The organism is Caulobacter sp. Root343 (assembly GCF_001425745.1).
Taxonomy (GTDB): Bacteria; Pseudomonadota; Alphaproteobacteria; order Caulobacterales; family Caulobacteraceae; genus Caulobacter.
The window spans coordinates 295,041-319,424 of sequence record NZ_LMDF01000006.1; the positions used below are offsets into that span (position 1 = coordinate 295,041).

A 24,384-nucleotide genomic window follows, 5' to 3' on the forward strand; every position below is an offset into this window, starting at 1 on the left:
GGCCAGATAGGGCGCGCCCGTGAATCCCGCAATCGCGGCTAGACGATCCGGCTCTCGCCCTTGCCCCAATAGGCGTCGCGGATCAGGCGCTTGTAGAGCTTGCCGGTCGGATGCCGGGGCAGTTCGGCCATGAAGTCGATCCGCCTTGGAGCCTTCACGTGACTGAGATTGGCGCGGGCGAAGGCCAGCAGTTCGGCGGCCAGGGTGGCCTGGTCGTCGGCGGGGTCCATTGGCTGGATCACCGCCACGACCTGCTCGCCCATCTCCTCGCACGGGGCGCCGACCACGGCGGCGTCGGCGACCTTGGGGTGGGTGATCAGCAGGTTCTCGATCTCCTGCGGATAGATGTTCACCCCGCCCGAGATGATCATGAAGCTCTTGCGGTCGGTCAGGTAGAGATAGCCGTCCTCGTCGGCCCAGCCGACGTCGCCCAGCGTCGTCCAGCCGTGCTTGTTGTAGCTCTCGGCGGTCTTCTCCGGGGCGTTGTGGTAGTTCACGGCCGGGCCGTTGGCGAAATAGACCGTCCCCTCCGCGCGGGGCGGCAACGGGTCGCCGGCCTCGTCGCAGATCCGCAGCTCGCCCAGCACCGCCTGGCCGACGCTGCCCTTCCGCGCGAGCCAGTTGTCGGAATTGATCCAGCAGAAGCCGTTGCCCTCGGTGCCGGCGTAGTACTCGTAGATCACCGGCCCCCACCAGGCGATCATCTGCTCCTTGATCGGGACGGGGCAGGGGGCGGCGGCGTGGATGGCCGACCGCATCGACGAGACGTCGTACTTGGCGCGCACCGCCTCGGGCAGTTTCAGCATCCGCACGAAATGGGTCGGGACGAATTGGCCGCAGTTGATCCGGCGATCCTGGATCAGAGCCAGGGCCGCCTCGGGCTCGAACTTCTCCATCACCACCACCGTGCCGCCCAGCTTGTGGACGGTCATGCACCAGCGCAGCGGCGCGGCATGGTACAGCGGGGCCGGCGAGAGATAGACGCTGTCGCCCGAGAAGCCGAAAAGGCCCTGGGCGATCGCCTGCAGGGCGTTGGGCGCGTCGATCGGGCCACCGCTCAGGGCCGGCTTGACGCCCTTGGGCCGGCCGGTGGTGCCGGACGAATAGAGCATGTCGGAGCCGGCGGTCTCGTCGGCGATCGGCGTGGTCGGCTCGCGGGCGCGGGCGTCCTCGTAACTCTTGTAGGCGCCGTGCGGACCGCCGACGGCGAACAGGGTGAGGTCCGGGACCAGCCGGGCGACCTCGTCGATCAGCGGGCCCATGGCGGTCGAGGTGACGAACACCTTGGCCCCGCAGTCCTTCAGGATGTACTCGACCTCGCCGGCGGTCAGCTTGGTCGAGATGCAGACGAAGTACAGCCCGGCCCGCTGCGCCGACCAGGCGACCTCGAACAGGCGGGCGTTGTTCTCCATCAGGATGGCGATGACCTCGCCCGCGGACAGGCCCAGCGACCGGAACAGATGCGCCCCCTGGTTCGAGCGCGCGTCCAGCTGGCCGTAGGTCACCACCTCGCCCGAGCCGGCCATGACATAGGCGGGCTTGTCCGGTTGCGTTTCGGCGTGGCGGCAGGGGTGCATCGCGGGGGCCTCTTCTTCTCGAACTTGAATGTCATCCCGGGCGGAGCGCAGCGGAGACCCGGGACCGCAACAGGCGTCGGCGCTTCCGGCGGTCCCGGATCGGCGCGCTGCGCGCTTGTCCGGGATGACAGGGAGGCGGGGACTAAGCCGCCACCGCCTCCCTCGCCGCGGCGCGGATCATGTCGCTGGCCTTCTCGGCGATCATGATCGTGGGGGCGTTGGTGTTGCCCGAGACCAGGCGCGGCATGACCGAGGCGTCGACCACCCGCAGCCCCTCGATCCCGCGCACCCGCAGCTGGGCGTCGACCACGGCCATCGGACCCTGGCCCATCTGGCAGGTGCCGACCGGGTGATAGATGGTCGAGCCGCTGAGCCGGGCATAGGCCAGCAGCTGCTCGTCGGTCGCGAACGCGCCGCCCGGATTGAGCTCGCTCTCGACATAGGGCGACAGCGCCGGCGCCGCGCCGATCCTGCGCGCCCACTTCAGGCCCGCCACCGCCACCTCCTGGTCCAGCGGATCGGCCAGGTAGTTGGCGAAGATGGTCGGATAGGTCGACGGATCGGCCGACTTGATCCGCACATGGCCTCGGCTCTCGGGACGCAGCTGGCAGGGGGCGATGGTCAGGCCGGGGGCGTCCTCCAGCACCATCTTCTGCTCGTTGTTCAGCTTGGCCAGGTCCATGGTCGCCGGCAGGATGTGGAACTGGATGTCCGGTCCCGCCAAATCCGGACGCGATTTACAGAAGGCGGCGATGTGGGCGGCCGACAGGGTCAGCAGGCCCTTGCGCTGGAACAGATAGCGCAGCGCCTCGCCGGCCAGGCGCCCGCCCTTGGACTGCTCGTTGACCGAGACGACGCCGGGCTTCAGCCGATAGCGCACGCTCATCACATAGTGGTCCTGCAGGTTCTCGCCGACCCCGGGCAGGTCGGCGACCACGGGGACGCCGTTGCGGATCAGCAGCTCGGCGGGGCCGACGCCCGACAGCTGCAGCAGCTGGGGCGAGTTGATCGCTCCACCGGCCAGGATCACCTCGCCCCGCGCCTTGGCGACGCGCTGGACGCCGTTCTGGGTGAAGGCGACGCCGACCGCGCGCTTGCCCTCGAACAGGATCTTGCCGGCCAGGGCGTTGGTCTCGACCCGGAGGTTCGGCCGCGTCATGGCCGGATGCAGATAGGCCACCGCCGCCGAGCAGCGCTGGCCGTTCTTGACCGTCAGCTGGTAGTAGGTCGCGCCCTCCTGGGCCGAGCCGTTGACGTCGTCGTTGCGGGGTATGCCGGCCTGCTCGCAGGCCTCGATCACCGCGTCCGACACCGGGTGCTTTGTGGTGACGTCCGAGACGTTCAGCGGGCCGCCGGTGGCGTGCCAGTCGCAGTCGCCGCGCTCCTGGTGCTCGGCGCGGCGGAAGTAGGAGGCGACGTCGTCCCAGCCCCAGCCCTCGCAGCCCAGCTGCCGCCAGCCGTCATAGTCGGCGTGCTGGCCGCGGATGTAGAGCAGGCCGTTGATCGAGGACGAGCCGCCCAGCACCTTGCCGCGCGGCCAGACGTGGGTGCGACCACCGGTGCCGGGGTCCGGCTCGGTGGTGTAGAGCCAGTTGACCTTGGGATCCTTCAAGGTCGACGAATAGCCGACCGGGATGTGGATCATCAGGTTCGAGGCGAACTGTCCGAGGTTCTTGGTGGGGCGGTCGTCGCCGCCGGCCTCCAGCAGCAGGACCTTGAGGCGTCCGCCTTCCGACAGCCGCGCGGCCAGCACGCAGCCGGCCGAACCGGCGCCGACGATCACATAGTCGGCCTCGAGGGTCCCGGTCATCGTCTCTCTCCCTTTTGCCCGTTCTCTTGGGCGGCCGTTCGCGTGTGTCCCGCGTTATCGGCGTTCAGTTGAGAGGATGCGCCCAGGTTTCCAGATCGCGCAAGGCGCCGTGGGGGGTGCGTGATCTTCCTTCTCCCCTTGCGGGAGAAGGTGGCCGCGAAGCGGACGGATGAGGGGTCGAAAGTCCTGTCCGGAACGGCTTGTACGACCCCTCATCCGTCGCCTGACGGCGACACCTTCTCCCGCAAGGGGAGAAGGGATGTTGCGCCTGATTCATACGCATGTTTGGATCGCGGAAATCAGAGGACGCCCCTATGTCGCAACCCAACTTCGAGACCCTGCTGTACGCCGTCGAGGACGGGGTCGCGACGGTCACCCTGAACCGGCCGGAGCGGATGAACGCCTTCACCGCCCGGATGATGAAGGACCTGATCGAGGTGTTCGACCTCACCGACGCCGACGACGCGGTGAAGGTGGTGATCATCACCGGCGCGGGGCGGGCGTTCTGCGCCGGGGCGGACCTGGGCGCCGGCGGAGCCACCTTCGACCGCACTTCGCCGCAAGCCCTGGAGCGCGAGGAGGGCAAGGTCGGCGACGTCTATCGCGACGGCGGCGGCCGCGTGGTCCTGCGGATGTTCGACAGCCTGAAGCCGATCATCGGCGCGATCAACGGCGCGGCGGTCGGGGTCGGCGTCACCATGCAATTGCCAATGGACATCCGGATGGCCTCGACCGAGGCCAAGTTCGGCTTCGTCTTCGCCCGCCGCGGCATCAATCCCGAGGCGGCCTCGTCCTGGTTCCTGTCGCGGCTGGTCGGCCTGCAGACGGCGCTGGAGTGGTGCTACACCGGTCGCGTGTTCCCGGCCCAGGAGGCGCTGGACAAGGGTCTCGTCCGCTCGCTGCACGCCCCCGAGGACCTGCTGCCGGCCGCCCGCGCCCTGGCCCGCGAGATCGCCGACAACACCGCCCCGGTCTCGGTCGCCCTGACCCGCCAGCTGCTGTGGCGCATGGCTGGCGCGGCCCATCCGATGGAGGCGCACAAGGCCGACAGCCGCGCCATCCAGTCTCGCGGTTCGTCCGGCGACGCCAAGGAGGGGGTGACCTCGTTCCTGGAAAAGCGCGCGCCGGTCTATCCGAACAAGGTCTCGACCGATCTGCCGGACATCTGGCCGGAGTGGGAAGAGCCGGCGTTTCGGTAGGCCATTTCTCCTCCCCCTTTGGGGGAGGGGGACCGGCGAACGCCGGTGGAGGGGCCCTGTGAATTGGCCAATGCAACACCGCTTCGCGGACCCCCTCCGTCTCGCCGCGTATTCGCGCCGATCCACCTCCCCCTAATGGGGAGGAGAGAGTGTCGTACTGTCGCGGCCAACTGCTCATCACCCGTTAAGCACGTCGTGCTCTTGTCGATCCGATGAGCGAAGCCGCGCTGACATCGTCGTTCGGAGAGCCCGAGGCCCCCAGGCCCGCGCCGCGCTCGCGCACGACCCTGCTCAAGCGCCTGGCCGACGTGGTCTGCTTGCCGACCAGCCGGATCAACGCCTTCGAGCGGTCGATGACCGCCGACCTGCTGGTTGAGATGCTGCGCGACGCCAACGTCGTCGAGCGCGAGAAGGTCGCCCGCCGCCTGGCCATGCTCAACGAGATGCCCGGCGTGCTGGTCCGCCTGCTGCTGCGCGACGAACTGCCGGTGGCGCGGGCCCTGCTGGTCGACGCCGAGAAGCTGTCGGACGCCGACCTGATCAGCTGCCTCTACCACGCCTCGATGGAGCACCGCCGTCTGATCGCCCAACGGCGCGGCGTCAGCGAGGTGGTGGCCGACGCCCTGATCGACATGGGCGAGTCGCCGGTGATCGAGGCCCTGCTGCGCAACGAGCTGGTCAAGATCAGCCACCAGGGCGTCGAGAACATCGTCGCCGCGACGCGCGACGCCCAATACCTGATCCCGATGCTGCTGCGCCGCGCCGAGCTGCGGCCCAGCCATGCCTATGTGATGTTCTGGTGGGCCGACGCCGAGGCGCGGCGGACCATCCTCCAGCGCTTCGCGGTGTCGCGCGAGATCCTGCAGGACGCGGTCGGCGACGTCTTCGCCCTGGCCTCGGCCGAGGGCTGGCAGGACCCGCTGTCGCGCAAGGCCCTGCAGTTCATCGAGCGCCGCCAGCGCAACCGCGCCGCCATCGCCAAGAGCCCGTACGACAGCCTCGACGAGGCGGTCGCCGCCGGCGAGTCGGGCCTGACGCGCGAGATCTGCGAGGAGATCTCCTATCTCTCGGGCCTGAAGCCGATGACCGGCGCCAAGATCTTCACCGATCCCGGCGGCGAGCCCCTGGCCATCCTGTGCAAGGCCACCGGCCTGCCGCGCGCGGCGCTCCGTTCGTTGTGGCGCGGCCTGCGCCGGCAGGAGGTCGACCGCAGCGGGGCCATCGACCACGCGCTGGAGCGGGTGCTGCGCGTCTATGACGCCATTGCCGTCGATCGGGCCCAGACGGTGCTGCGCTACTGGAACTGGTCGCTGACCTCGGCCCTGACCCCGGCCCTGCTGAAAGCCATCCGCGAGGGCGACGAGGCCGCCGTCGACGAATACTCGGCGCCACAACGCGCGGCGATGTTGGCGCTCTCCCGCGATTTCGGGCGCTAACTCCCGAATATCGTTGGTCTCCCACTCCGGCCGCTTGCTGTGGTTCAGGAACTCAACCGGACTTACTCATTTTGTGACGGGTCGAGCCAAAGGCCTGAACACTGCTCTATTACGGATAATCTCTTGGCGAGATCGTATTGCCGGCCGTCGGCAATCTTTGTATGCAGCCCTCGACTGGTTCGGGAATCAGCCGGATCAACAAAAAGTTGGCGTCGAGCGAGGCCTTAATGGAAGATCAATCCGACCTGATCGAGATGACGGCGGGCATCGTCTCCGCCTATGTCGGCAACAACGTGGTCTCGACCGCGGACCTGCCGGCCTTGATCAAGCAAGTCCACGCCGCCTTGGCCACCGTCGGATCTCCGGCCGCCGAGCCGGCGCCGGCGCCGAAGGAGCCGGCCGTGCCGGTCAAGCGCTCGATCACGCCCGACTATCTGATCTGCCTCGAGGACGGTCGGAAGTTCAAATCGCTGAAGCGCCACCTGCGCACCAAGTACGATCTGACCCCCGAGGACTACCGTTCGAAGTGGGGTCTGCCCAAGGATTACCCGATGGTGGCCCCGAACTACGCCGAGGCGCGTTCGAACCTCGCCAAGCAGATGGGCCTGGGCCAGGGCGGTCGCAAACCGGCGCGCAAGGCGAAATAGCCGAGTCGGAACAAAAGCTTGGCCGTAACAGGCCGAAAACATCGCAGCGCCCGTCGTCCAGTTTTGGACGGCGGGCGTTTCTCTTGGTGGTTGACTCATCTCGGGAATCTTGTCGCGCGACATGTTTTTCACTTGCCGCCGATTCGTTCCTTAAGCGATAGTGAATCGAAGTGATTCCAATAGCTTGTTAAGGACTCTGAAGATGTCCGCGCAATTGAGCGCATCGGCCTCGGCGGCCCGCGCTCATCAGGAGATGTTCGCCTACTGGGCGTCCCTCCGTCGGGGGGCTAGCCTCCCCGCGCGCGTCGACCTGCATCCCGCGAGCATGAAACGGCTGCTGCCGACGGTGTCGTTGATCGACGTCGTCAACGAGCCGCGCGACTACCGCCTGCGCCTGGCCGGCACCGGCCTCTACGGCGTCTATGGCCGCGAGATCACCGGCCGGATGATCGGCGATGTCTACAACACCGCCGCCTTCGACTACTGGCGCAAGGAACTGGACAAGGTGGTCGACGAACGTCGCCCCGGCGTCGGCGTCCACAGCCTGGCCTGGCGCGGCGCCCCGCACACCTCGATCCTATGGCTGCGACTGCCGCTGGCCAGCAACGGCAAGGACGTCGACATGATCCTCGGCTACGACGCCGTGGTCGGCTCGCAAGCCGAGGGCTTCTCGGGCATCCGCGCGGCCTGATCCGGCCGAAGACCTTCTCGACCCCAGAAATCTCTACAGCTCAGCTTGCTCGCCGGGGCTCGACCCTTAAAGTCGCGCGCTTCCGAGGGGCTGCTTTCGAGATCGTGTGACCGGGGATCCAGACGTTCTGAGCTTCATCCGCGAACACATCCGTTCGGTGTGGGCGCTCGAACTGCTGTTGAGGCTAAAGGCCGATCCTGAGCGTTGCTGGACGGCCGACGAACTGGTCGAGGCCATGCGCGCCAGCCACGCCCTGGTCGACGACAACCTGGCGGCCCTGATGAGCGCCGGCCTGGTCGTTCCGGACGATCGCGGCTGCTTCCGCTACCGGCCGGCCGCCGCCGCCTTGGCGACCTTGTGCGACGAGCTGGAAGAGACCTATCGCGTGCGCCCGGTCACGGTGATCCGCTGGATCTCGGCGCCGGTGGAGCGCCTGAAGTCGCTGGCCGACGCGTTCAAGTTTTCAGGCAAGCCAAAGGGAGGGGACAAGTGACGCCCGCTGTCGTCTACGGCCTCTGCCTGCTGGCCAGCCTGCTGTGCGCGGGCCTGTTGGCGCGCGCCTGGGCCAAGGCCCGCACGCGCCTCCTGCTCTGGACCGCCGTCTCGTTCGCGTTCCTGGCGCTGAACAACCTGCTGCTGGTCGTCGACCTGGTGCTGTTGCCGACCCAGACGTCGCTGTGGTGGCCGCGCCAGATCGCCCTGATCGCGGCGATCGGCGTGCTGGTCTACGCCTTCATCTGGGAGGTAGACCAATGAGCCCCTTGGAGGGACTGGTCGCCGGCGGCCTGGCCGCGGGCTTCCTGGTGCTGGCGGCGTTCTTCCTGCGCTTCTGGGGACGGACGCGCGAGGGATTGTTCCTGGCCTTCTCGGCGGCCTTCGCCCTGATGGCGCTGAACCAGGCGCTGCCGGTGATCCTGGGCATCCCGCAGGAAGAGCGCGGCGGCATCTACCTGATCCGGCTGGCCGCCTTCCTGCTGATCATCGTGGCGGTGGTGGCCAAGAACCTGAAGCGAGATCCGGAGGGCTAGAGCAAGCCGCGCGATGTCGGAATCGCGCGGCTTGCTCTAGCTTTTTGTTTTCGCATCACTTTCGCGGAAAACCGGCGACCACTTTTCCGCGCGATGCTCTAGCTCTCCAGGAACACCTCGACCTCGCGGCGCGACGGCATCGAGGGCGCGGCGCCGGCCTTCTGCACCGAGAGGGCGGCGGCGGCGTTGGCCATCTCGACGGCGTCGCGCAGGTCGATATTGCCGGCCAGGGCCGCGGCCAGCGCGCCGCAGAAGCAGTCGCCGGCCCCGACGGTGTCGATCGCCTTGACCTTCTTGCCTTCGATCAGGAAGGCCTCGTCGCGGCGCACGGCGGCGACGCCGGCCGAGCCCAGGGTGACGATGATGATCTGGTCCGGGCGGCTCATCAGCTTGCGCGCGGCGATCGAGACCTCTTCCAGGCGCACGGGCTCGCGATCCAGCTTGGCGTAGGTGGCCAGCTCGGTCTGGTTCAGGATCAGGATGTCGGTCAGCGGGAAAAGGGCCGCGCCCTGCGGCAGGGCGGGGGCGGCGTTCAGGACGCGCAGGGCCCCCTTGGACGCGCCGGTGCGGAACAGGGCCTCGATGGCGGTGGGCGGGGTCTCCAGCTGGCACAGCAGCACGCGCTGGCCCTCCAGCGGCGTCGCCGAGACCTGCTGCGGCGTGACCCGCGCGTTGGCGCCGGCGGTGACCACGATCATGTTCTCGGCGCTCTTGGCGACCCAGACGTGGGCCTGGCCGGTGGCCACGCCGTCCAGCTCCATCACGTCGGCCACCTGCACGCCGTAGCCAGCCAGCTTGGCCTTCAGGTTGCGGCCGCTCTCGTCGCCGCCGACCGCGCCCATCAGGCGGGTGGGGGCGCCCATGCGCGCGGCGGCGACCGCCTGGTTGGCGCCCTTGCCGCCCAGGAACAGTTCCAGCGAAAGGCCGGCCACCGTCTCGCCGGGGCGCGGCAGGTCGTCGACCCGGGCCACGGCGTCCAGATTGATCGAGCCGAGAACGAAAACAGTCATGGTCCTGGTCTTCTAGGTCTTCTTGTTGGCTATCCGCCGCCCCCGCGCTGGAAGCTCTCGACGAGACTTCCGGCCACGAGTCGCCACCCGTCCACTAGCACGAAGAAGATAAGCTTGAACGGAAGACTGATCGTCGCTGGCGGCAACATCATCATCCCCATGCTCATCAGCACGCTGGCCACCACCAGGTCGATGACCAGGAACGGGATGAACAGCAGGAAGCCGATTTCGAACGCGCGCTTCAGTTCGGAGATCATGAAGGCCGGGGTGACGACCTTCAGCGGGGTGTCCTGGGCGGTCTTCGGCTGCGGGATCTTCGACAGGCGGACGAACAAGGCGAGGTCGTCGCGGTCGACCTGGCGCAGCATGAAGCCCTTCACCGGGCCGCCGGCCGCCTCGAAGGCCTCGGGCAGCTCCATCTGGTGGTCCAGCAACGGCTTGATGCCGGCGTCGTAGGACTTCTCGAACGTGGGGCCCATGACGATGGCGGTCAGGAACAGCGCCAGGCTGATGATCACCGGGTTCGGCGGGCTCTGCTGGACGCCAATGGCGGTGCGCAGCAGGCCCAGCACCACCACGATCCGCACGAACGAGGTGGTCATGATCACGATCGACGGGGCCAGCGACAGCACCGTCATCAGGCCGACCAGCTGCACCACGCGATCGGTCAGGCCCGCGCCGGTGCCCAGATTGATGTTCACCGCCGACTGGGCCAGGGCCGCGGCCGGCATGACGGCGCAGGCGATGGTCGCCAGCAACGAGATGATCGCGGCGCGGCGCAGGTCCTCGGCCTTGGCGCCGGTCACGGATTTGAGCAGGTCGCGCATCAGGCCACGGGCTCCGGCGTGGAAACGGTGGGGGCGAGGGCGGGCTTAGCCGTTCCGGGTTGGGGAACCCAGTCCAGCAGCTTGCCGTCGCCCAGCAGCACCATGCGCTCCTCGCCGTCCAGGCTGACGATCAGGAGGCGGCGCGTGGGATCGATCGCCAGGCTCTCGACGATCTTCAGCCGGCGGTCCTGGCGCGCGGCGATCAGCCGGCCCACCGCGTCGGGGCCGAACTTGCGCAGAGCCCAGGCGGCCAGGCCGATCAGGCCCAGGGTGACGGCCAGCGCCGCCAGGGCGCGGATGAATTCGATGGGATCCATGGGGCGAAAGGGCCGCCTGAGCGAGACAAGATAACGCAGGGCGAATGCCCCACATGTCCTGGTGTGCCTGACGCTTCTTAATGCCGGATTAACCCTGTTTCTTCACCATGATCGCCATGGGTCCGGACGACATTCCCCTCTTTGGCATGCTCAAGAGCCGCCTCGGTTATCTGACCGAGCGCCAGAAGGTCGTCGCCCAGAACGTCGCCAACGCCGACACGCCCGGCTATCGTCCCAGCGACCTGAAGCCCTACAGCTTCCAGGCCTCGCTGATGAACCAGGCGTCCGGCGCGGTCTATCGCGGCGGGCCCAGCGCGCCGACCTCGGGCGTCCAGATGATGGCGACCTCGACGGCGCACATGGCGCCCTCGAACGCGCCCAGCGCCTGGCGGGCGACCTCGGGCGCCGATTCGGAGACCACCCTCGACGGCAACGCGGTCTCGCTCGAGGACCAGATGCTCAAGATGACCGACGCGCGGATGAACTACGACGCGGCGATCACCTTCTACCAGAAGTCCATGAACATGCTGCGCATGGCCGCGCGCAAGCCGAACGGCTGAGGATTTAGGCGATGCCCGAGATCAAATCCAATTCGCTGGCGACCATGGCCGTGGCTTCGTCGGCCCTTCGCGCCCAACAGGGCCGCATGCGGGTCATCGCCGAGAACCTGGCCAACGCCAATTCGACCGCTCGCACCGCCGGCGGCGACCCCTACCGCCGCCAGGTCCCGGTGTTCCAGCCCACCAAGGTCCAGGGCGGCGAGGGCGTGCAGATGCTGCGCGTCGATCCCGACCAGAGCGACTTCAAGACCGAGTACGACCCCGGCAACCCGGCCGCCGACGCCAAGGGCTACGTCAAGCTGCCCAACGTCAATTCGCTGGTCGAGGCGCTGGACATGAAGGAGGCGCAGCGCGCCTACGAAGCCAACCTCAACGTCATCGAGACGGCGCGTTCCATGGCGTCTCGCACGCTCGACATCCTGAAGAAGTAGGGGCCAGGCCATGATCACCGCGCTCGCCGCCGCCAAGGCCTACGCCTCGCAAGGCGCCATGGGCGTCGGTTCCATCGGTGGAATCGGCGGCTCGGAAAAGAAGGGCGGCATCGACTTCGGTGAGCTGCTCAAGTCGACCATGGACGGCGCGACCAAGGCCTCCAAGGTCGCCGAACACAAGATCGCCGACCAGGTGGCCGGCAAGGCCGAACTGGTCGACGTGGTCACCGCCATCAGCTCGGCCGAGGCCAGCCTCGAGACGGTGATGGCCGTGCGCGACCAGGTGATCTCGGCCTATCAGGAAATCATGCGGATGCCGATCTAGGGAGCGCTTCGGCGCCGCCTGGCTTTATCCCGACGCGCGGTGTGCTTTAGTCGCCGCGCATGACCTTCACCGACCTTGTTCGCCGACTCGGCGCGGCCCTTGTCCTCGCCGGCTTCTGCCTCGCCGCACCCGCCTGGGCGGCGCCGCGCCAGGCCTGGCCGCTGGACGCCGGCTGGCGCTTCCTGAAGGCCGACGCGCCCCGCGCCTCGGACGTTGATTTCAGCGACGGCGACTGGGCGCCCGTCACCCTGCCTCACACCTTCAACGCCGCCGACGGCGCGGACGGCGGCGGCTATTATCGCGGCCCGGCCTGGTATCGGCGGACATTCGAGGTTCCCGCCGCCAAGGCGGGTGAGCGCAGCTATCTCGAATTCGACGGCGCGGCCCTGGTCGCGGAGGTCTGGGTCAACGGCCGGTTCGTCGGCCGGCACGAAGGCGGCTATGCGCGCTTCCGCCTAGACGTCACCCGCGCCTTGCGGCCGGGCCGGAACCGGCTGGCCGTGAAGGTCGATAACAGCGCCAGCAAGACCGTGGCCCCGCTGGGCGGCGACTTCACGGTGTTCGGCGGTCTCTATCGGTCGGTGCGGCTGGTTCGGACCGCCGACGTACACCTGGACATGCTCGACTACGGCGGACCCGGCGCCTATGCGCGCGGCGAGGCGGTCAGCGCCGATAGCGCCCGGGTGCACGTGCTGGCGCGGGTCAGCAACGACCGAGCCCGGCCCGCGCGACTGCGGGTCGTCGCCAAGCTGGCGGACGCGGACGGCAAGACCGCGCTGACGCTGCGGGCCGCCGTCACGGTCCGGCCGGGGCAGACCGTGCCGGTAAGCCTGAGCGGCGCGCTGGCCCGGCCTCATCTGTGGGACGGTCGGCGCGATCCGTATCTCTACCGCCTGACGACGTCGGTGGCCGAAGGGGACGAGACCCGCGACGCGGTGACGACGCCGTTGGGCTTTCGGACGATCACGATCGACCCCGACCACGGGGCCAGGCTGAACGGCCGTCCGACCAGCCTGCATGGCGTCAACCTGTTCCACAGCGGCCGGCCCGACCGAGGCCTGGCCGTGACCGACGCCGACATCGACGAGGACTTCGCCATCGTCCGCGACCTGGGCGCGACGGCGCTGCGGTTCGTGCATTTCCAGCATCCGCAACGGGCCTATGACGACGCCGACCGCGACGGCTTCCTGGTCTGGACCGAGATCCCGCTCAACAGCGCCGTCGAAGCCAGCCCGGCCTTCGCGACCAACCTGGTCCAACAGACCCGCGAGCTGATCCGCCAGACCTACAACCACCCCTCGGTCTTCGTCTGGGGCCTGGGCAACGAGATCTACAAGTCCGACGAGACCAGCCAGCGGATCCTGAACCTCGTCCAGCAGGCGGCGCACGAGGCCGACCCGTCGCGGCCGACGGTCTACGCCCACTGCTGCGGCGCCGACACCGCGCCGCACGCCCGCGTCACCGACCTCATCGCCTTCAACAAGTATTTCGGCTGGTACCCGGACCAGGTCGGCGAGATCGGCGACTGGGCCGACCGGGCTCACGCGGCGGCGCCGACCCGGGCCATGGCGGTCAGCGAGTACGGGGCCGGAGCCTCGATCCTGCACCAGGAGGATCCACCCGCGCGGCCCAAGCCGAACGGCCGCTGGCATCCCGAGCAGTATCAGGCCCTGTTCCACGAGAACGCCTGGCGGCAGCTGCGCGCCCGGCCCTACCTGTGGGCCAATTTCGTCTGGGTTGGGTTCGACCTCGCCTCCGACGGCCGCGACGAGGGCGACCGGCCGGGGATCAACGACAAGGGCCTGGTCACCTACGACCGCAAGACCCGCAAGGACGCCTACGCCTGGTACCAAGCCAATTGGTCGGACGCGCCGATGGCCTATGTCACCAGCCGCCGCTTCACCGTGCGGACGACCGCCAAGGTCGATGTGAAGGTCTATTCGAACGCGACGTCCTTGCGCCTGGCGCTGAACGGCGCGGACCTGGGCGAGCGGCCGGTCCTGGACCACGTGGCGCTCTGGCCCGCCGTCGCGCTCGCGGAAGGGGAAAATCGGCTGACCGTCACCGACGCCGGCGTGGTCCGGGACGAGGTGGTCTGGACCTATCGCCCGGCGCCTTGAGCAAAAGAAGGGCCGCCTCCGAGGGAAGGAGGCGGCCCAGTTCGCTTCAGGGGAGAAATGAAAACGCTACGCTTACTGAACGAGGGGGCTCACAAATGCAGGAACGCCTTGGCCACGGCCAGCAGTCCGCCCCAGACGATCGCGTTCAGCACCGAGGCCAGCAGCACGGCGAAACCGAGCGGCCATTGGCGGGGCGCGCGGCTCTGCGCGCGACGGGGGCGCGGATCGAACGGACGGGCTTGCGACGCGACGTTCATGGAAAGCTCCTTAACCATGACCCCATGGTCGAGATTGACTCGGCCTTCGCGAACCTGACGACCTGTCGCGCGCCGCCTTGTCGCACCCCCGAACGTACGAACGGCCGTGAGGCTTTGATTCAACGCCCGAGGTCGGCCAAGGTTGAGTCCCGTCCGCCGCCGGAGTCCGCATGATCGAAGCCATTGTTCTGGACGCGGCCGGCAAGTCGTATGACGGCCAGGCCGTCCTGGCGCCGACCACGCTGTCGATCGCCAAGGGCCGCTTCGTCGCCCTGGTGGGCGGGTCGGGCGCGGGCAAGACCACGCTCTTGAAGCTGATGAACGGCCTGTCGACGCCGACCACCGGCCGGGTGCTGGTCGAGGGCGTCGACGTCGCGGCGCGACCAGGACCCGAACTGCGGCGCGGGATCGGCTACGTCTTCCAGGAAATCGGCCTCTTCCCGCACATGACCGTGGCCCAGAACATCGGGATCACCCCCAACCTGCTGGGCTGGCCCGAGGGCGAGATCGCCGCCCGGGTCGATGAGCTGCTGGACCTCGTGGCCCTGCCGCGCGCGGTCGCCGGCCGGGCGCCGTCGGAACTGTCGGGCGGCCAGCGCCAACGGGTCGGCGTGGCCCGGGCCCTGGCGGCGCGCCCCTCGATCCTGCTGATGGACGAGCCGTTCGGGGCGCTGGACCCGGTCACTCGCGTCGCCCTGGCCGACGACGTCCGCCGCCTGCACGAGGCCCTGGGCCTGACCACGGTGATGGTCACCCATGACGTTGGCGAGGCTCTGCTCTTGGCCGACGAGGTGGTGGTGATGGCCGGCGGCAAGGTGCTGGCCCACGCGCCGCCTCGGGACCTGCTGGCGGGCCATCCCGATCCGGTCGTCACCGACTTGATCGCCGCGCCGCGCCGGCAAGCCGAACGTCTCGCGGAGCTGGCCCGTGGCTGACCGTCTTTCCGCCGCGCTCACCGTCTTGCCTGAGCGCCTGGGCTGGCACGTGACCCTGTCGGCCGCCGCCCTGGCCCTGGGCCTGGCCATCGCCCTGCCGGTGGGCATCGCCGCCGCCCGCAACCCGCGCCTGAAGTGGATCGCCCTGGCCACCGCCGGCCTGGTGCAGACCATTCCCAGCCTGGCCTTGCTGGCCCTGTTCTATCCGCTGCTGCTGCTGCTCTCGGGCCTGGCGGTGAAGGTGCTGGGCCACGGCTTTCCGGCCCTGGGCTTCCTGCCGTCGCTGCTGGCCCTGACCCTCTATTCGATGCTGCCGATCCTGCGGAACGCGGCGGCCGGCGTTTCGGGTGTCGACCCGGCCGTGGTCGAGGCGGCGCGGGGCGTCGGCATGACCGACCGCCAGCGGCTGTGGCGGGTCGAGCTGCCCCTGGCCGCGCCGGTGATCATGGCCGGCGTGCGCACCGCGGCTGTCTGGACGATCGGCGCGGCGACGCTCTCGACTCCCGTCGGCCAGACGTCGCTGGGCGACTACATCTTCTCCGGTCTGCAGACCGAGGACTGGGTGGCGGTGCTGGTCGGCTGCGCGGCCTCGGCGGGCCTGGCCATGGTCGTCGACCAGCTGTTGGGCCTGATCGAGGGCGGTGTGGCGCGGCGCGATCCCCGGCGCCTGTGGGCCGGCGGCGCGGGCCTGGCGCTGGGCCTGCTGGCGGCGGTGGCCCCCTTGGCCGGCGCGGCGTTGTCGCAAGGGCGGCCAGCCTATGTGATCGGGGCCAAGAACTTCTCCGAGCAATATATCCTGGCCGAGCTGATGGCCGGCCGCCTGGAGGCCGAGGGCGCCAGCGTTCAGCGCCGCGTGAACCTCGGCTCGGCGGTCGCCTATCGCGCCCTCGCGGCCGGCGAGATCGACGCCTATGTCGACTATTCCGGCACCCTGTGGGCCAACGTCCTGAACCGCCAGGACAACCCCGGCCGCCAGGCGGTGCTGGACGGCCTGCGGACCGAGCTGAAGCGCCGCGACGGCGTCGTGCTGCTGGCCCCGCTGGGCTTCGAGAATGCCTACGCCCTGGCCATGCGCCGCGACCGCGCCGAGGCCCTGGGCGTCAAGACCCTGGCCGACCTGGCCGCCAAGGCCCCGGACCTGGTGATGGGCGGCGACCTGGAGTTCTTCTCGCGACCTGAATGGGCGGCAGTGGTGAAGGCTTATGGCTTGAGCTTCAAGACCAAGCGCCAGTTCCAGCCGACCTTCATGTACCGGGCGCTGGCCAGCGGCGAGGCCGATGTGATCTCGGCCTTCTCGTCGGACGGACGCATCGCGGCGGACGATCTGGTGCTGCTGGGCGATCCGAAGGGCGCGCTGCCGCCCTACGACGCGGTGATCCTGGTCGCGCCGAAGCGGGCGGGGGACCGACGGCTGCTGGCGGCGCTGACGCCGCTGGGCGACAGCATCGACGTCAAGGCGATGCAGGCGGCCAACTACGCGGTGGATCGGGATACGGGCAAGAAGAGCCCGGCGGAGGCGGCCCAACTCTTGTCATCCCGGCCGTAGCGAAGCGGAGAGCCGGGACCGCGGCAAGCTCGGCGCTTGGGGCGGTCCCGGATCGGCGCGCTGCGCGCTTGTCCGGGATGACAGCTGTTAAAGAATCCCCGGCAGGTCCAGCCCCTTCTCCCGCGCGCACGCCACGGCGTCCTCGTACCCCGCATCCGCGTGGCGCATCACGCCCGAGGCCGGGTCGTTCCACAGCACCCGCGCGATCCGCTTCGCCGCCGCCTCGGTGCCGTCGCAGACGATCACCATGCCCGCGTGCTGCGAAAAGCCCATGCCGACCCCGCCGCCATGGTGCAGCGATACCCAGGTGGCGCCCGAGGCGGTGTTGAGCAGGGCGTTCAGCAGCGGCCAGTCGGACACAGCGTCGGAGCCGTCCTTCATCGCCTCGGTCTCGCGGTTGGGCGAGGCGACCGAGCCGCTGTCGAGGTGGTCGCGGCCGATCACGATCGGCGCCTTCAGCTCGCCGCTGGCGACCATGGCGTTGAAGGCCAGGCCCAGGCGGTGGCGGTCGCCGAGGCCGACCCAGCAGATGCGGGCGGGCAGGCCCTGGAACTTGATCTTCTCGGCCGCCATGTCGAGCCAGTTGTGCAGGTGCGGATTGTCCGGGATCAGTTCCTTCACCTTGGCGTCGGTCTTGGCGATGTCCTCGGGATCGCCCGACAGCGCCGCCCAGCGGAACGGGCCGATCCCCCGGCAGAACAGCGGGCGGATATAGGCCGGCACGAAGCCGGGGAAGTCGAAGGCGTTGGCCACGCCTTCCTCCAGCGCCATCTGGCGGATGTTGTTGCCGTAGTCGACGGTCGGCACGCCGGCGGTCTGGAAGTCGAGCATGGCCTTGACGTGAACGGCCATGGAGGCCCGGGCGGCCTTGCCGACGGTTTCGGGCGCACGCTCCTTGGCGTCGGCCCACTGGTCCAGCGTCCAGCCGGCCGGCAGGTAGCCGTTGATCGGGTCATGGGCGCTGGTCTGGTCGGTCAGCAGGTCGGGCCGCACGCCGCGCTCGTAGAGCACCGGCAGCAGCTCGGCGGCGTTGCCCAGCAGGCCGACCGAGATCGGGGTCTTGGCCGCGCACGACGCTTCGATCCAGGCCAGGGCCTCGTCGACATCGTCGGTGGACCTGTCGAGATAGCCGGTTCGAAGTCGCATCTCGATGCGAGAGGGCTGGCACTCGATGGCCAGGCACGAGGCCCCGGCCATCACCGCCGCCAGGGGCTGGGCGCCGCCCATGCCGCCCAGACCGGCGGTCAGCAGCCACTTGCCCGAAAGATCGCCGCCGTGGTGCTGGCGGCCCATCTCGACGAAGGTCTCGTAGGTGCCCTGCACGATGCCCTGGGCGCCGATATAGATCCACGAGCCGGCGGTCATCTGGCCGTACATGGCCAGGCCCTTGCGATCGAGCTCGTTGAAGTGCTCCCAGGTGGCCCAGCGGGGGACCAGGTTGGAGTTGGCGATCAGCACGCGGGGCGCATCCTGGTGGGTGCGGAACACGCCGACCGGCTTGCCGGACTGGACCAGCAGGGTCTCGTCGTCCTCCAGCCGGCGCAGGGTCTCGACGATCTTGTCGAAGCTCTCCCAGTCGCGGGCCGCGCGGCCGATGCCGCCATAGACGACCAGTTCCTCGGGCCGCTCGGCGACGTCGGGGTGCAGGTTGTTCATCAGCATCCGCAACGGCGCTTCGGTCAGCCAGGACTTGGCGGAAAGCGCGGTCCCGGTGGCGGGGCGGATGACTCGGGTGTTGTCGCGGCGGGTCATGCGGGGCTCCGGGCGAAGGTCAGACAGGCGGAAAGGATGTCCTCCAGCACGGCGCGCAGCGGCTCGGCGCGATCGGCCTGGAAGGGCGTGGGCCAGGTGTCGGGCGTCGGCGGCTCGGCGGGATCGTCCATGTAGCCGCGGCAGGCCAACTCCATCTGGAGGGCGTGGACGCCCATCGCCGGCCGGCCGTAGTGGCGCGTCGTCCAGCCGCCCTTGAAGCGGCCGTTGGTGACCCGCGAACGTCCCGAGGCGTCGCAGGCGGCCTCGACCGCCGCGGTCAGGGCGGGGTCGCAGCTCTGGCCGCTGTTGGTCCCGAGGTTGAACTGCGGCAGCTCGCCGTCGAACAGGCGCGGCACGCGCGAACGGATCGAATGGGCTTCGTACAGCACCACGCGCGGATGGACGGCGCGCAGGCGGTCGATCTCGGCGCGGAGGGCGGCGTGGTAGGGCTCGAAGTACGTCTCGCGCCGGCGGGCGATTTCGATCTCATCGGGCGTCTGACCGTCGCGATACAGCGGCTCGCCGTCGAAGGTGGTGGTGGGCGTGAGCTCCGTCGTCGCCTGACCCGGATAGAGCGAGGCGCCCGACGGGTCGCGATTGACGTCGATGACCGTGCGCGAGATCGCGGTTCGGACGAGCGTGGCGTCCAGGCCCTCGGCGAAGGCGTACAGCCGGTCGACCCACCAGTCGGCGTCCTTGCGGGCCAGCCAGGGGGAGACGAGGCGAGGTTCGATGTCGGCGGGGATCTCCGTGCCGGTGTGCGGGAGGGAGATGATCAGCGGGGCTTGGCCGGGCGTGACTTGGAGCCAATCGCTCATGCTCCAAGCCCTCTGAACTCCGACTTCCCCGGCGAAGGCCGGGGTCCAGATTCAGCCTGAGCGGCTTGAGTGTTCGCGCCCACAGCCTCGCCAAGATCACGAATGGCCATGGGCTCGATCTGGGCCCCGGCCTTCGCCGGGGAGGTCGGAGGAAGAAGAGGCACTAAGCCACCCCCGGCAAATCACCCGCCGCCGCGATCACCGCGCCGCTCCGCACCAGGGCGTTGGCCGCCTCCAGGTCCGGATGGAAATGCCGGTCATCCGTCAGGTGCGGGACCTTGCTCCGCGTCAACTTCCGCACCGCCTCCAGCGCCGCGCTCGACCGCAGCGGGGCGTGGAAGTCGCAGCCTTGCGCCGCCGCCAGGAGCTCGATCCCGACCACCGCCGTGGCGCTCTCGACCATGCCCATCAGGCGCCGCGCGCCGTGGGCGGCCATCGAGACGTGGTCCTCCTGGTTGGCCGAGGTCGGGATCGAGTCGACGCTGGCGGGATAGGCCTTCTGCTTGTTCTCCGAGACCAGGGCGGCGGCGGTGACCTGCGGGATCATGAAGCCGGAGTTCAGGCCTGGCTTCGGCGTCAGGAAGGCGGGCAGGCCGGACAGGGCCGGGTCGACCAGCATGGCGATGCGGCGCTCGGCGATCGAGCCGATTTCACAGACGGCCAGGGCGATCATGTCGGCGGCGAAGGCCACCGGCTCGGCGTGGAAGTTGCCGCCCGACAGGGCCTCGTCCGTTTCCGGGAAGATCAGCGGATTGTCCGAAACGCCGTTGGCCTCGGTCTCCAGCGTCGTGGCCGCCTGGCGCAGCACGTCCAGCGCCGCGCCCATCACTTGCGGCTGGCAGCGCAGGCAATAGGGGTCCTGGACCCGCTCGTCCTCCTTCAGGTGCGAGGCGCGGATCTCGGAGGCCGCCATCAGCTCGCGCAGGGCGGCGGCGGTCTCGATCTGGCCGGCGTGGCGGCGCAGGGCGTGGATGCGCGGATCGAACGGGGTGTCCGAGCCCTTGGCGGCTTCGGTCGACAGGGCGCCGGTGACCAGGGCCGACTGGAACAGCAGCTCGGCCTCGAACAGGCCGGCCAGGGCGTTGGCGGTCGAGAACTGGGTGCCGTTCAGCAGGGCCAGGCCTTCCTTCGGGCCCAGGGTCAGGGGCGATAGGCCCGCTTGTTTCAAGGCTTCGGCGGCCGGCAGCCGCGCAACGCCGACGAAGATCTCGCCGACCCCGATCATGGTCGCGGCCATATGGGCCAGCGGCGCGAGATCGCCCGAGGCGCCAACCGAGCCCTGGCATGGCACCACCGGCGTCAGGCCTCGGACCAGCATCGCCTCCAGCAGCCGCACCGTCTCGACCCGCACGCCCGACGCGCCTTGGGCCAGGCTGGCCAGCTTCAGGGCCAGCATCAGGCGGATGACCGGAACCGGCGACGGCTCGCCGACGCCGGCGGCGTGCGACAGGACGATGTTGCGCTGCAGGGTCTCCAGGTCGGCGTCGCCGATGCGGACGCTGGCCAGTTTCCCGAAGCCGGTGTTGATCCCGTAGACCGGCTCATGGCGGGCCAGGATGCGTTCCACGGCCTTGGCGCTTTCGGCGATCACCGGCCAGGCGGTCTCGGCTAGGCGCGCCGTCGCGCCGCGATAGATCGCCTTCCACTCGGCCAGCGGGACCGCGCCCGGATTCAGAACAAGCTCGGTCACTGGCCTCTCCACACGCGCGCATGGAGCGGATTGAAGCCCATGCGATAGACAAGTTCGGCGGGACGCTCGATGTCCCAAATGGCGAGATCGCAGGCCTTGCCGGCCTCCAGCGTCCCGCGATCGTTCAACAGGTCCAGGGCCCGCGCGGCCTCGCGCGTGACGCCGGCCAGACACTCCTCGACCGTCATCCGGAACAGGGTGGCGGCCATGTTCATGACCAGCAGCGGCGAGGTCAGGGGCGAGGTGCCGGGATTGCAGTCGGTGGCCAGGGCCATCGGCACGCCGGCTTCCCGCAGCGCCGCGATCGGCGGGACCTTGGTCTCGCGGGTGAAGTAGTAGGCGCCGGGCAGCAGGGTCGCGACCGTGCGCGAGGCGGCCATGGCGGCGACCCCGGCCGCGTCGAGGTGCTCCAGGTGGTCGGCCGACAGGGCGTCGAACTCGACCGCCAGCGCCGCGCCGGAGAGGTTCGACAGCTGCTCGGCGTGCAGCTTGACCGGCAGGCCGTGGTCACGGGCGGCCTCGAACACCCGGCGTATCTGGGCAGGGGAGAAGCCGATCCCCTCGCAGAAGCCGTCGACCGCGTCGGCCAGGCCGCGCGCGGCGATGGCGGGGATCATCTTCTCGCAGACCAGGTCGACATAGCCGTCCGGATCGTCGCGATATTCGGGCGGCAGGGCGTGGGCCCCGAGGAAGGTCGTGCTGACGCCGACGCGGCGGATCTCGCCCAGCGTCCGGGCGGCGCGCAGGCTCTTGGTCTCGTCGTCCAGCGACAGGCCGTAGCCGGACTTGATCTCGACCGTGGTGACGCCCTTGGCGATCAGGGCGTCGAGGCGGGGCAGGGCGGCGGCGACCAGCTCCTCTTCCGACGCGGCGCGGGTGGCGCGCATGGTCGAGACGATGCCGCCGCCGGACCGAGCGATCTCCTCGTAGGACGCCCCGGCCAGGCGCAGCTCGAACTCGTGGGCGCGGTCGCCGGCGAACACGAGGTGAGTGTGCGGGTCGATCAGGCCGGGGGTGATCCAGCGGCCTTCCAGGTCGATGACCTCGGCGGCCTCAAAGACCGGCGCCTCGGCGGTGGGACCGGCATAGGCGATGCGGCCGTCCAGGCTGGCGACGACGCCGTTCTCGACGACGCCCAGCCCCTCGCGGTCCGGGGCGAGCGTGGCGAGACGGGCGTTGATCCACACCCGATCACAGCGCATGAGCCTGCCTCCCGACACATGGGCCGACCCTTGCGGCCCGTTTCAATATGTATAGACATATTTGCGAACGATGAGGCTTGTCCAGTGACCGACACGCAGAATCCGGCTGAAGCCTCGACGGTGGTCTGGTGCGAGAGCGCGATGCTGGCCGACGGCTGGGCGCGCGGCGTGAGGTTCACGATCACCGACGGCCGCATCGCCCGGATCGACACTGACACCAGCGCCGGCGACGCTCTCCGCCTCGGTCCGGCCTTGCCGGGTCTGGGCAATGTCCACAGCCACGCCTTCCAGCGCGCCATGGCCGGTCTAGCCGAGACGCGCGGCGACACCGGCGACAACTTCTGGACCTGGCGCGAGGTCATGTACCGCTTCCTGGAGCGGTTGGATCCCGACATGGTCCAGGCCATCGCCGCCATGGGCCAGATGGAGATGCTGGAGGGCGGCTTCACGCGGGTGGGCGAGTTCCACTACCTGCACCACGCGCCCGACGGCGGCGCCTACGACAACCCGGCCGAGATGGCGGCGCGGATCGCGGCCGCCGCCGAGGAGACGGGCATCGGCTTGACCCTGCTGCCGGTGTTCTACGCCCACGCCAACTTCGGCGGCCTGCCGCCCACCGACGGCCAGAAGCGCTTCATCCACGGTGTCGACGCCTTCGCGCGGTTGGTCGAAGCCTGTCGAGGCACCGTCGCGGCGCTGCCCGAGGCGGTGGTCGGGATCGCTCCCCACAGCCTGCGCGCGGTTACCGCCGAGGAGCTGGACGCGATCCTGCCCTTGGCCGCCGGCGGGCCGATCCACATCCACGTGGCCGAACAGACCAAGGAGGTCGACGACTGCCTGGCCGCCACCGGCCAGCGTCCGGTCCGCTGGCTGATGAACCATGCCGAGGTCGACAAGCAGTGGTGCCTGATCCACGCCACCCACATCAACGCCACCGAGACCGAGCGCCTGGCCAAGAGCGGCGCGACGGCCGGCCTCTGCCCGGTGACCGAAGCCAACCTCGGCGACGGGATCTTTCCGACCCCCGACTACCTGGCCGCTGGCGGAGCCTTCGGAATCGGCACCGACTCCAACATCCTGATCAGCGCCGCCGAGGAGCTGCGGACCCTGGAATACGCCCAGCGCCTGACCCGCCGGGCCCGCAACGTGCTGGCGGGCGGCCCGCGCCGCGCGACCGGCGGCGACCTGTGGCGGGCGGCGACGATGGGCGGGGCTCAGGCCCTGGGCGTCGGGCGCGGTGGTCTGCGGCGGGGCGCGGCGGCGGACTTCGTCACGCTCGACCGTGAGCACCCGAACTTGATCGGCCGCTCGGGCGACACGCTGATCGACAGTCTGGTCTTCGCTGGCGGCGGCGTCGACACCGTCTGGCGTCACGGCCGTCAGCTGGTGTCGGGCGGTCGCCACCATGGCCGTGAAGGTATCGTCGCCCGCTACAACACTGCCCTGAAAGCCCTGTTGGCGTGACGGGCCCGCTGCACCAGCGCATCCGCGCCGACATCGAGGCCCGCATCCGCTCGGGCGAATGGCCGCCCGGCCACCGCGTGCCGTTCGAGACCGAGCTGATGGCCCAGTACGGCTGCGCCCGGATGACGGTCAGCAAGGCCATGGCCGCCCTGGTCGAGGCCGGGCTGATCGTGCGGCGCAAGCGGGCCGGCTCGTTCGTGGCCCGGCCCAAGGTCCACGCGCCGGTGCTGAACATTCCCGACATCCAGTCCGAGATCGTCGCGCGCGGCGAGGCCTACGCCTTCCGCCTGCTGTCGCGGCGGGTGCGGGCGGCCGATCGCGACAGTCCCGAAGAGGTCGAGCTGGCGGCCGGCGGCAAGCTGCTGGAGTTGGATGGCGTCCACGACGCCGGCGGAAGGCCCTTCTCCCTGGAGCGGCGCCTGGTGTCGTTGAAGGCCGCTCCCGAGATGGAAGCCGCCGACTTCGCCGACGTCCCGCCCGGCGCCTGGCTGCTGGAGCACGTCGCCTGGACCGAGGCCGAGAGCCGCATCGGCGCGGTCAACGCCGACGCCGAGGCTGCTCGCCTGCTGGCTCTGGATGAGGGCGCGGCCTGCCTGGTCGTCGACCGCCGCACCTGGCGCGAAGGCCAGCACGTCACCCGCGTGCGGCAGGTGTTCCCCGGCGAGGCCTACGACCTGGTGGCGCGGTTCGGGCCTGGCGCCTGAGGGCGAGTCCGGCTTAGCTGCGGCCAACCGGAGAACAC

Annotated in this window: 25 protein-coding genes; 15 read left to right on the forward strand and 10 right to left on the reverse strand. The window is 69.5% G+C overall.

Going from position 1 to position 24,384, the window contains the following annotated elements:
* Positions 1–38 precede the first annotated feature (38 nt).
* Positions 39–1,577, reverse strand: coding sequence for an acyl-CoA synthetase (locus ASC70_RS09105; RefSeq protein ID WP_056049158.1), 1,539 nt, complete (start codon positions 1,575–1,577; stop codon positions 39–41).
* A gap of 142 nt (positions 1,578–1,719) precedes the next feature.
* Complete coding sequence (locus ASC70_RS09110; RefSeq protein WP_056049162.1) at positions 1,720–3,387, reverse strand: GMC family oxidoreductase; 1,668 nt, start codon at positions 3,385–3,387, stop codon at positions 1,720–1,722.
* A gap of 314 nt (positions 3,388–3,701) precedes the next feature.
* On the opposite strand from ASC70_RS09110, the gene ASC70_RS09115 reads away from it, so the two are divergent.
* The 7 genes from ASC70_RS09115 (at position 3,702) to ASC70_RS09145 (ending at position 8,388) form a co-directional block, all read left to right on the forward strand.
* A complete protein-coding gene (locus tag ASC70_RS09115) occupies positions 3,702–4,586 on the forward strand; it encodes a crotonase/enoyl-CoA hydratase family protein (RefSeq protein ID WP_056049165.1) in 885 nt (294 codons plus the stop codon).
* 212 nt (positions 4,587–4,798) lie between these two features.
* Positions 4,799–6,022, forward strand: a complete 1,224-nt coding sequence (locus ASC70_RS09120; protein WP_056049168.1) for a DUF2336 domain-containing protein — start codon at positions 4,799–4,801, stop codon at positions 6,020–6,022.
* A 227-nt stretch (positions 6,023–6,249) separates the two neighbouring features.
* Positions 6,250–6,669, forward strand: coding sequence for a MucR family transcriptional regulator (locus tag ASC70_RS09125; RefSeq protein ID WP_047410521.1), 420 nt, complete (start codon positions 6,250–6,252; stop codon positions 6,667–6,669).
* Between the two features lie 196 nt (positions 6,670–6,865).
* A complete protein-coding gene (locus ASC70_RS09130; protein ID WP_082539648.1) occupies positions 6,866–7,360 on the forward strand; it encodes a PAS domain-containing protein in 495 nt (164 codons plus the stop codon).
* Positions 7,361–7,466: 106 nt separating this feature from the next.
* A complete protein-coding gene (locus ASC70_RS09135; RefSeq protein WP_056049173.1) occupies positions 7,467–7,853 on the forward strand; it encodes a hypothetical protein in 387 nt (128 codons plus the stop codon).
* Complete coding sequence (locus ASC70_RS09140; protein ID WP_056049176.1) at positions 7,850–8,116, forward strand: DUF5985 family protein; 267 nt, start codon at positions 7,850–7,852, stop codon at positions 8,114–8,116. The genes ASC70_RS09135 and ASC70_RS09140 overlap by 4 nt, the downstream gene beginning before the upstream one ends.
* A complete protein-coding gene (locus ASC70_RS09145) occupies positions 8,113–8,388 on the forward strand; it encodes a DUF5985 family protein (protein ID WP_056049177.1) in 276 nt (91 codons plus the stop codon). Before ASC70_RS09140 ends, ASC70_RS09145 begins: the two co-directional genes overlap by 4 nt.
* A 98-nt stretch (positions 8,389–8,486) precedes the next feature.
* Here the strand turns inward: ASC70_RS09145 and ASC70_RS09150 are convergent, their stop codons facing one another.
* The 3 genes from ASC70_RS09150 to ASC70_RS09160 are packed head-to-tail and all read right to left on the reverse strand — an operon-like array spanning position 8,487 to position 10,542.
* Positions 8,487–9,398, reverse strand: a complete 912-nt coding sequence (locus ASC70_RS09150) for a ribokinase (protein WP_047410534.1) — start codon at positions 9,396–9,398, stop codon at positions 8,487–8,489.
* A gap of 29 nt (positions 9,399–9,427) precedes the next feature.
* The gene (fliP, locus tag ASC70_RS09155; protein ID WP_047410800.1) at positions 9,428–10,228 is read right to left on the reverse strand and encodes a flagellar type III secretion system pore protein FliP; all 801 of its coding nucleotides are present in this window, start codon (positions 10,226–10,228) and stop codon (positions 9,428–9,430) included.
* Positions 10,225–10,542, reverse strand: a complete 318-nt coding sequence (locus ASC70_RS09160) for a flagellar biosynthetic protein FliO (protein ID WP_056049180.1) — start codon at positions 10,540–10,542, stop codon at positions 10,225–10,227. The genes fliP and ASC70_RS09160 overlap by 4 nt, the downstream gene beginning before the upstream one ends.
* A 116-nt stretch (positions 10,543–10,658) precedes the next feature.
* On the opposite strand from ASC70_RS09160, the gene flgB reads away from it, so the two are divergent.
* From flgB to ASC70_RS09180, 4 genes are read left to right on the forward strand one after another with little or no spacing between them, the layout of a single operon-like run.
* Complete coding sequence (gene flgB / locus ASC70_RS09165) at positions 10,659–11,102, forward strand: flagellar basal body rod protein FlgB (RefSeq protein WP_047410804.1); 444 nt, start codon at positions 10,659–10,661, stop codon at positions 11,100–11,102.
* An 11-nt stretch (positions 11,103–11,113) separates the two neighbouring features.
* A complete protein-coding gene (flgC, locus tag ASC70_RS09170; RefSeq protein WP_047410538.1) occupies positions 11,114–11,533 on the forward strand; it encodes a flagellar basal body rod protein FlgC in 420 nt (139 codons plus the stop codon).
* 10 nt (positions 11,534–11,543) lie between these two features.
* A complete protein-coding gene (gene fliE / locus ASC70_RS09175; RefSeq protein ID WP_047410540.1) occupies positions 11,544–11,858 on the forward strand; it encodes a flagellar hook-basal body complex protein FliE in 315 nt (104 codons plus the stop codon).
* A 59-nt stretch (positions 11,859–11,917) separates the two neighbouring features.
* Entirely contained in the window at positions 11,918–13,978 is a 2,061-nt protein-coding gene (locus ASC70_RS09180; RefSeq protein WP_056049183.1) for a glycoside hydrolase family 2 protein, read from the forward strand.
* 89 nt (positions 13,979–14,067) lie between these two features.
* Here the strand turns inward: ASC70_RS09180 and ASC70_RS24900 are convergent, their stop codons facing one another.
* Entirely contained in the window at positions 14,068–14,235 is a 168-nt protein-coding gene (locus ASC70_RS24900) for a hypothetical protein (protein WP_156136832.1), read from the reverse strand.
* A gap of 170 nt (positions 14,236–14,405) precedes the next feature.
* On the opposite strand from ASC70_RS24900, the gene ASC70_RS09190 reads away from it, so the two are divergent.
* Both ASC70_RS09190 and ASC70_RS09195 read left to right on the forward strand, forming a co-directional pair.
* A complete protein-coding gene (locus tag ASC70_RS09190; RefSeq protein ID WP_056049189.1) occupies positions 14,406–15,170 on the forward strand; it encodes an ABC transporter ATP-binding protein in 765 nt (254 codons plus the stop codon).
* On the forward strand, positions 15,163–16,716 hold the full coding sequence (locus ASC70_RS09195) for a glycine betaine ABC transporter substrate-binding protein (protein WP_056049192.1): 1,554 nt from the start codon (positions 15,163–15,165) through the stop codon (positions 16,714–16,716). Before ASC70_RS09190 ends, ASC70_RS09195 begins: the two co-directional genes overlap by 8 nt.
* An 87-nt stretch (positions 16,717–16,803) precedes the next feature.
* Here ASC70_RS09195 and hutU read toward each other — a convergent pair whose 3' ends face one another.
* The 4 genes from hutU to hutI form a co-directional block, all read right to left on the reverse strand.
* A complete protein-coding gene (gene hutU, locus ASC70_RS09200) occupies positions 16,804–18,468 on the reverse strand; it encodes a urocanate hydratase (protein WP_056049194.1) in 1,665 nt (554 codons plus the stop codon).
* On the reverse strand, positions 18,465–19,286 hold the full coding sequence (hutG, locus tag ASC70_RS09205) for an N-formylglutamate deformylase (protein ID WP_056049197.1): 822 nt from the start codon (positions 19,284–19,286) through the stop codon (positions 18,465–18,467). The genes hutU and hutG overlap by 4 nt, the downstream gene beginning before the upstream one ends.
* A gap of 163 nt (positions 19,287–19,449) precedes the next feature.
* Complete coding sequence (gene hutH, locus ASC70_RS09210) at positions 19,450–20,988, reverse strand: histidine ammonia-lyase (protein WP_082539630.1); 1,539 nt, start codon at positions 20,986–20,988, stop codon at positions 19,450–19,452.
* Entirely contained in the window at positions 20,973–22,178 is a 1,206-nt protein-coding gene (gene hutI / locus ASC70_RS09215) for an imidazolonepropionase (protein WP_056049202.1), read from the reverse strand. Before hutI ends, hutH begins: the two co-directional genes overlap by 16 nt.
* Positions 22,179–22,262: 84 nt before the next feature.
* Between hutI and ASC70_RS09220 the strand changes: the two genes are divergently transcribed.
* Complete coding sequence (locus tag ASC70_RS09220) at positions 22,263–23,642, forward strand: formimidoylglutamate deiminase (protein WP_082539629.1); 1,380 nt, start codon at positions 22,263–22,265, stop codon at positions 23,640–23,642.
* A complete protein-coding gene (hutC, locus tag ASC70_RS09225; RefSeq protein ID WP_056049205.1) occupies positions 23,639–24,346 on the forward strand; it encodes a histidine utilization repressor in 708 nt (235 codons plus the stop codon). Before ASC70_RS09220 ends, hutC begins: the two co-directional genes overlap by 4 nt.
* The last annotated feature ends 38 nt before the right edge of the window (positions 24,347–24,384 follow it).

Coding starts and splice junctions, on each gene's coding strand:
- ASC70_RS09105 (WP_056049158.1), bottom strand. CDS start 1,577: ATGCACCCCTGCCGCCACGCCGAAACGCAACCGGACAAGCCCGCCTAT.
- ASC70_RS09110 (WP_056049162.1), bottom strand. CDS start 3,387: ATGACCGGGACCCTCGAGGCCGACTATGTGATCGTCGGCGCCGGTTCG.
- ASC70_RS09115 (WP_056049165.1), top strand. CDS start 3,702: ATGTCGCAACCCAACTTCGAGACCCTGCTGTACGCCGTCGAGGACGGG.
- ASC70_RS09120 (WP_056049168.1), top strand. CDS start 4,799: ATGAGCGAAGCCGCGCTGACATCGTCGTTCGGAGAGCCCGAGGCCCCC.
- ASC70_RS09125 (WP_047410521.1), top strand. CDS start 6,250: ATGGAAGATCAATCCGACCTGATCGAGATGACGGCGGGCATCGTCTCC.
- ASC70_RS09145 (WP_056049177.1), top strand. CDS start 8,113: ATGAGCCCCTTGGAGGGACTGGTCGCCGGCGGCCTGGCCGCGGGCTTC.
- ASC70_RS09150 (WP_047410534.1), bottom strand. CDS start 9,398: ATGACTGTTTTCGTTCTCGGCTCGATCAATCTGGACGCCGTGGCCCGG.
- ASC70_RS09160 (WP_056049180.1), bottom strand. CDS start 10,542: ATGGATCCCATCGAATTCATCCGCGCCCTGGCGGCGCTGGCCGTCACC.
- flgB (WP_047410804.1), top strand. CDS start 10,659: ATGGGTCCGGACGACATTCCCCTCTTTGGCATGCTCAAGAGCCGCCTC.
- flgC (WP_047410538.1), top strand. CDS start 11,114: ATGCCCGAGATCAAATCCAATTCGCTGGCGACCATGGCCGTGGCTTCG.
- fliE (WP_047410540.1), top strand. CDS start 11,544: ATGATCACCGCGCTCGCCGCCGCCAAGGCCTACGCCTCGCAAGGCGCC.
- ASC70_RS09180 (WP_056049183.1), top strand. CDS start 11,918: ATGACCTTCACCGACCTTGTTCGCCGACTCGGCGCGGCCCTTGTCCTC.
- ASC70_RS24900 (WP_156136832.1), bottom strand. CDS start 14,235: ATGAACGTCGCGTCGCAAGCCCGTCCGTTCGATCCGCGCCCCCGTCGC.
- ASC70_RS09190 (WP_056049189.1), top strand. CDS start 14,406: ATGATCGAAGCCATTGTTCTGGACGCGGCCGGCAAGTCGTATGACGGC.
- hutU (WP_056049194.1), bottom strand. CDS start 18,468: ATGACCCGCCGCGACAACACCCGAGTCATCCGCCCCGCCACCGGGACC.
- hutG (WP_056049197.1), bottom strand. CDS start 19,286: ATGAGCGATTGGCTCCAAGTCACGCCCGGCCAAGCCCCGCTGATCATC.
- hutI (WP_056049202.1), bottom strand. CDS start 22,178: ATGCGCTGTGATCGGGTGTGGATCAACGCCCGTCTCGCCACGCTCGCC.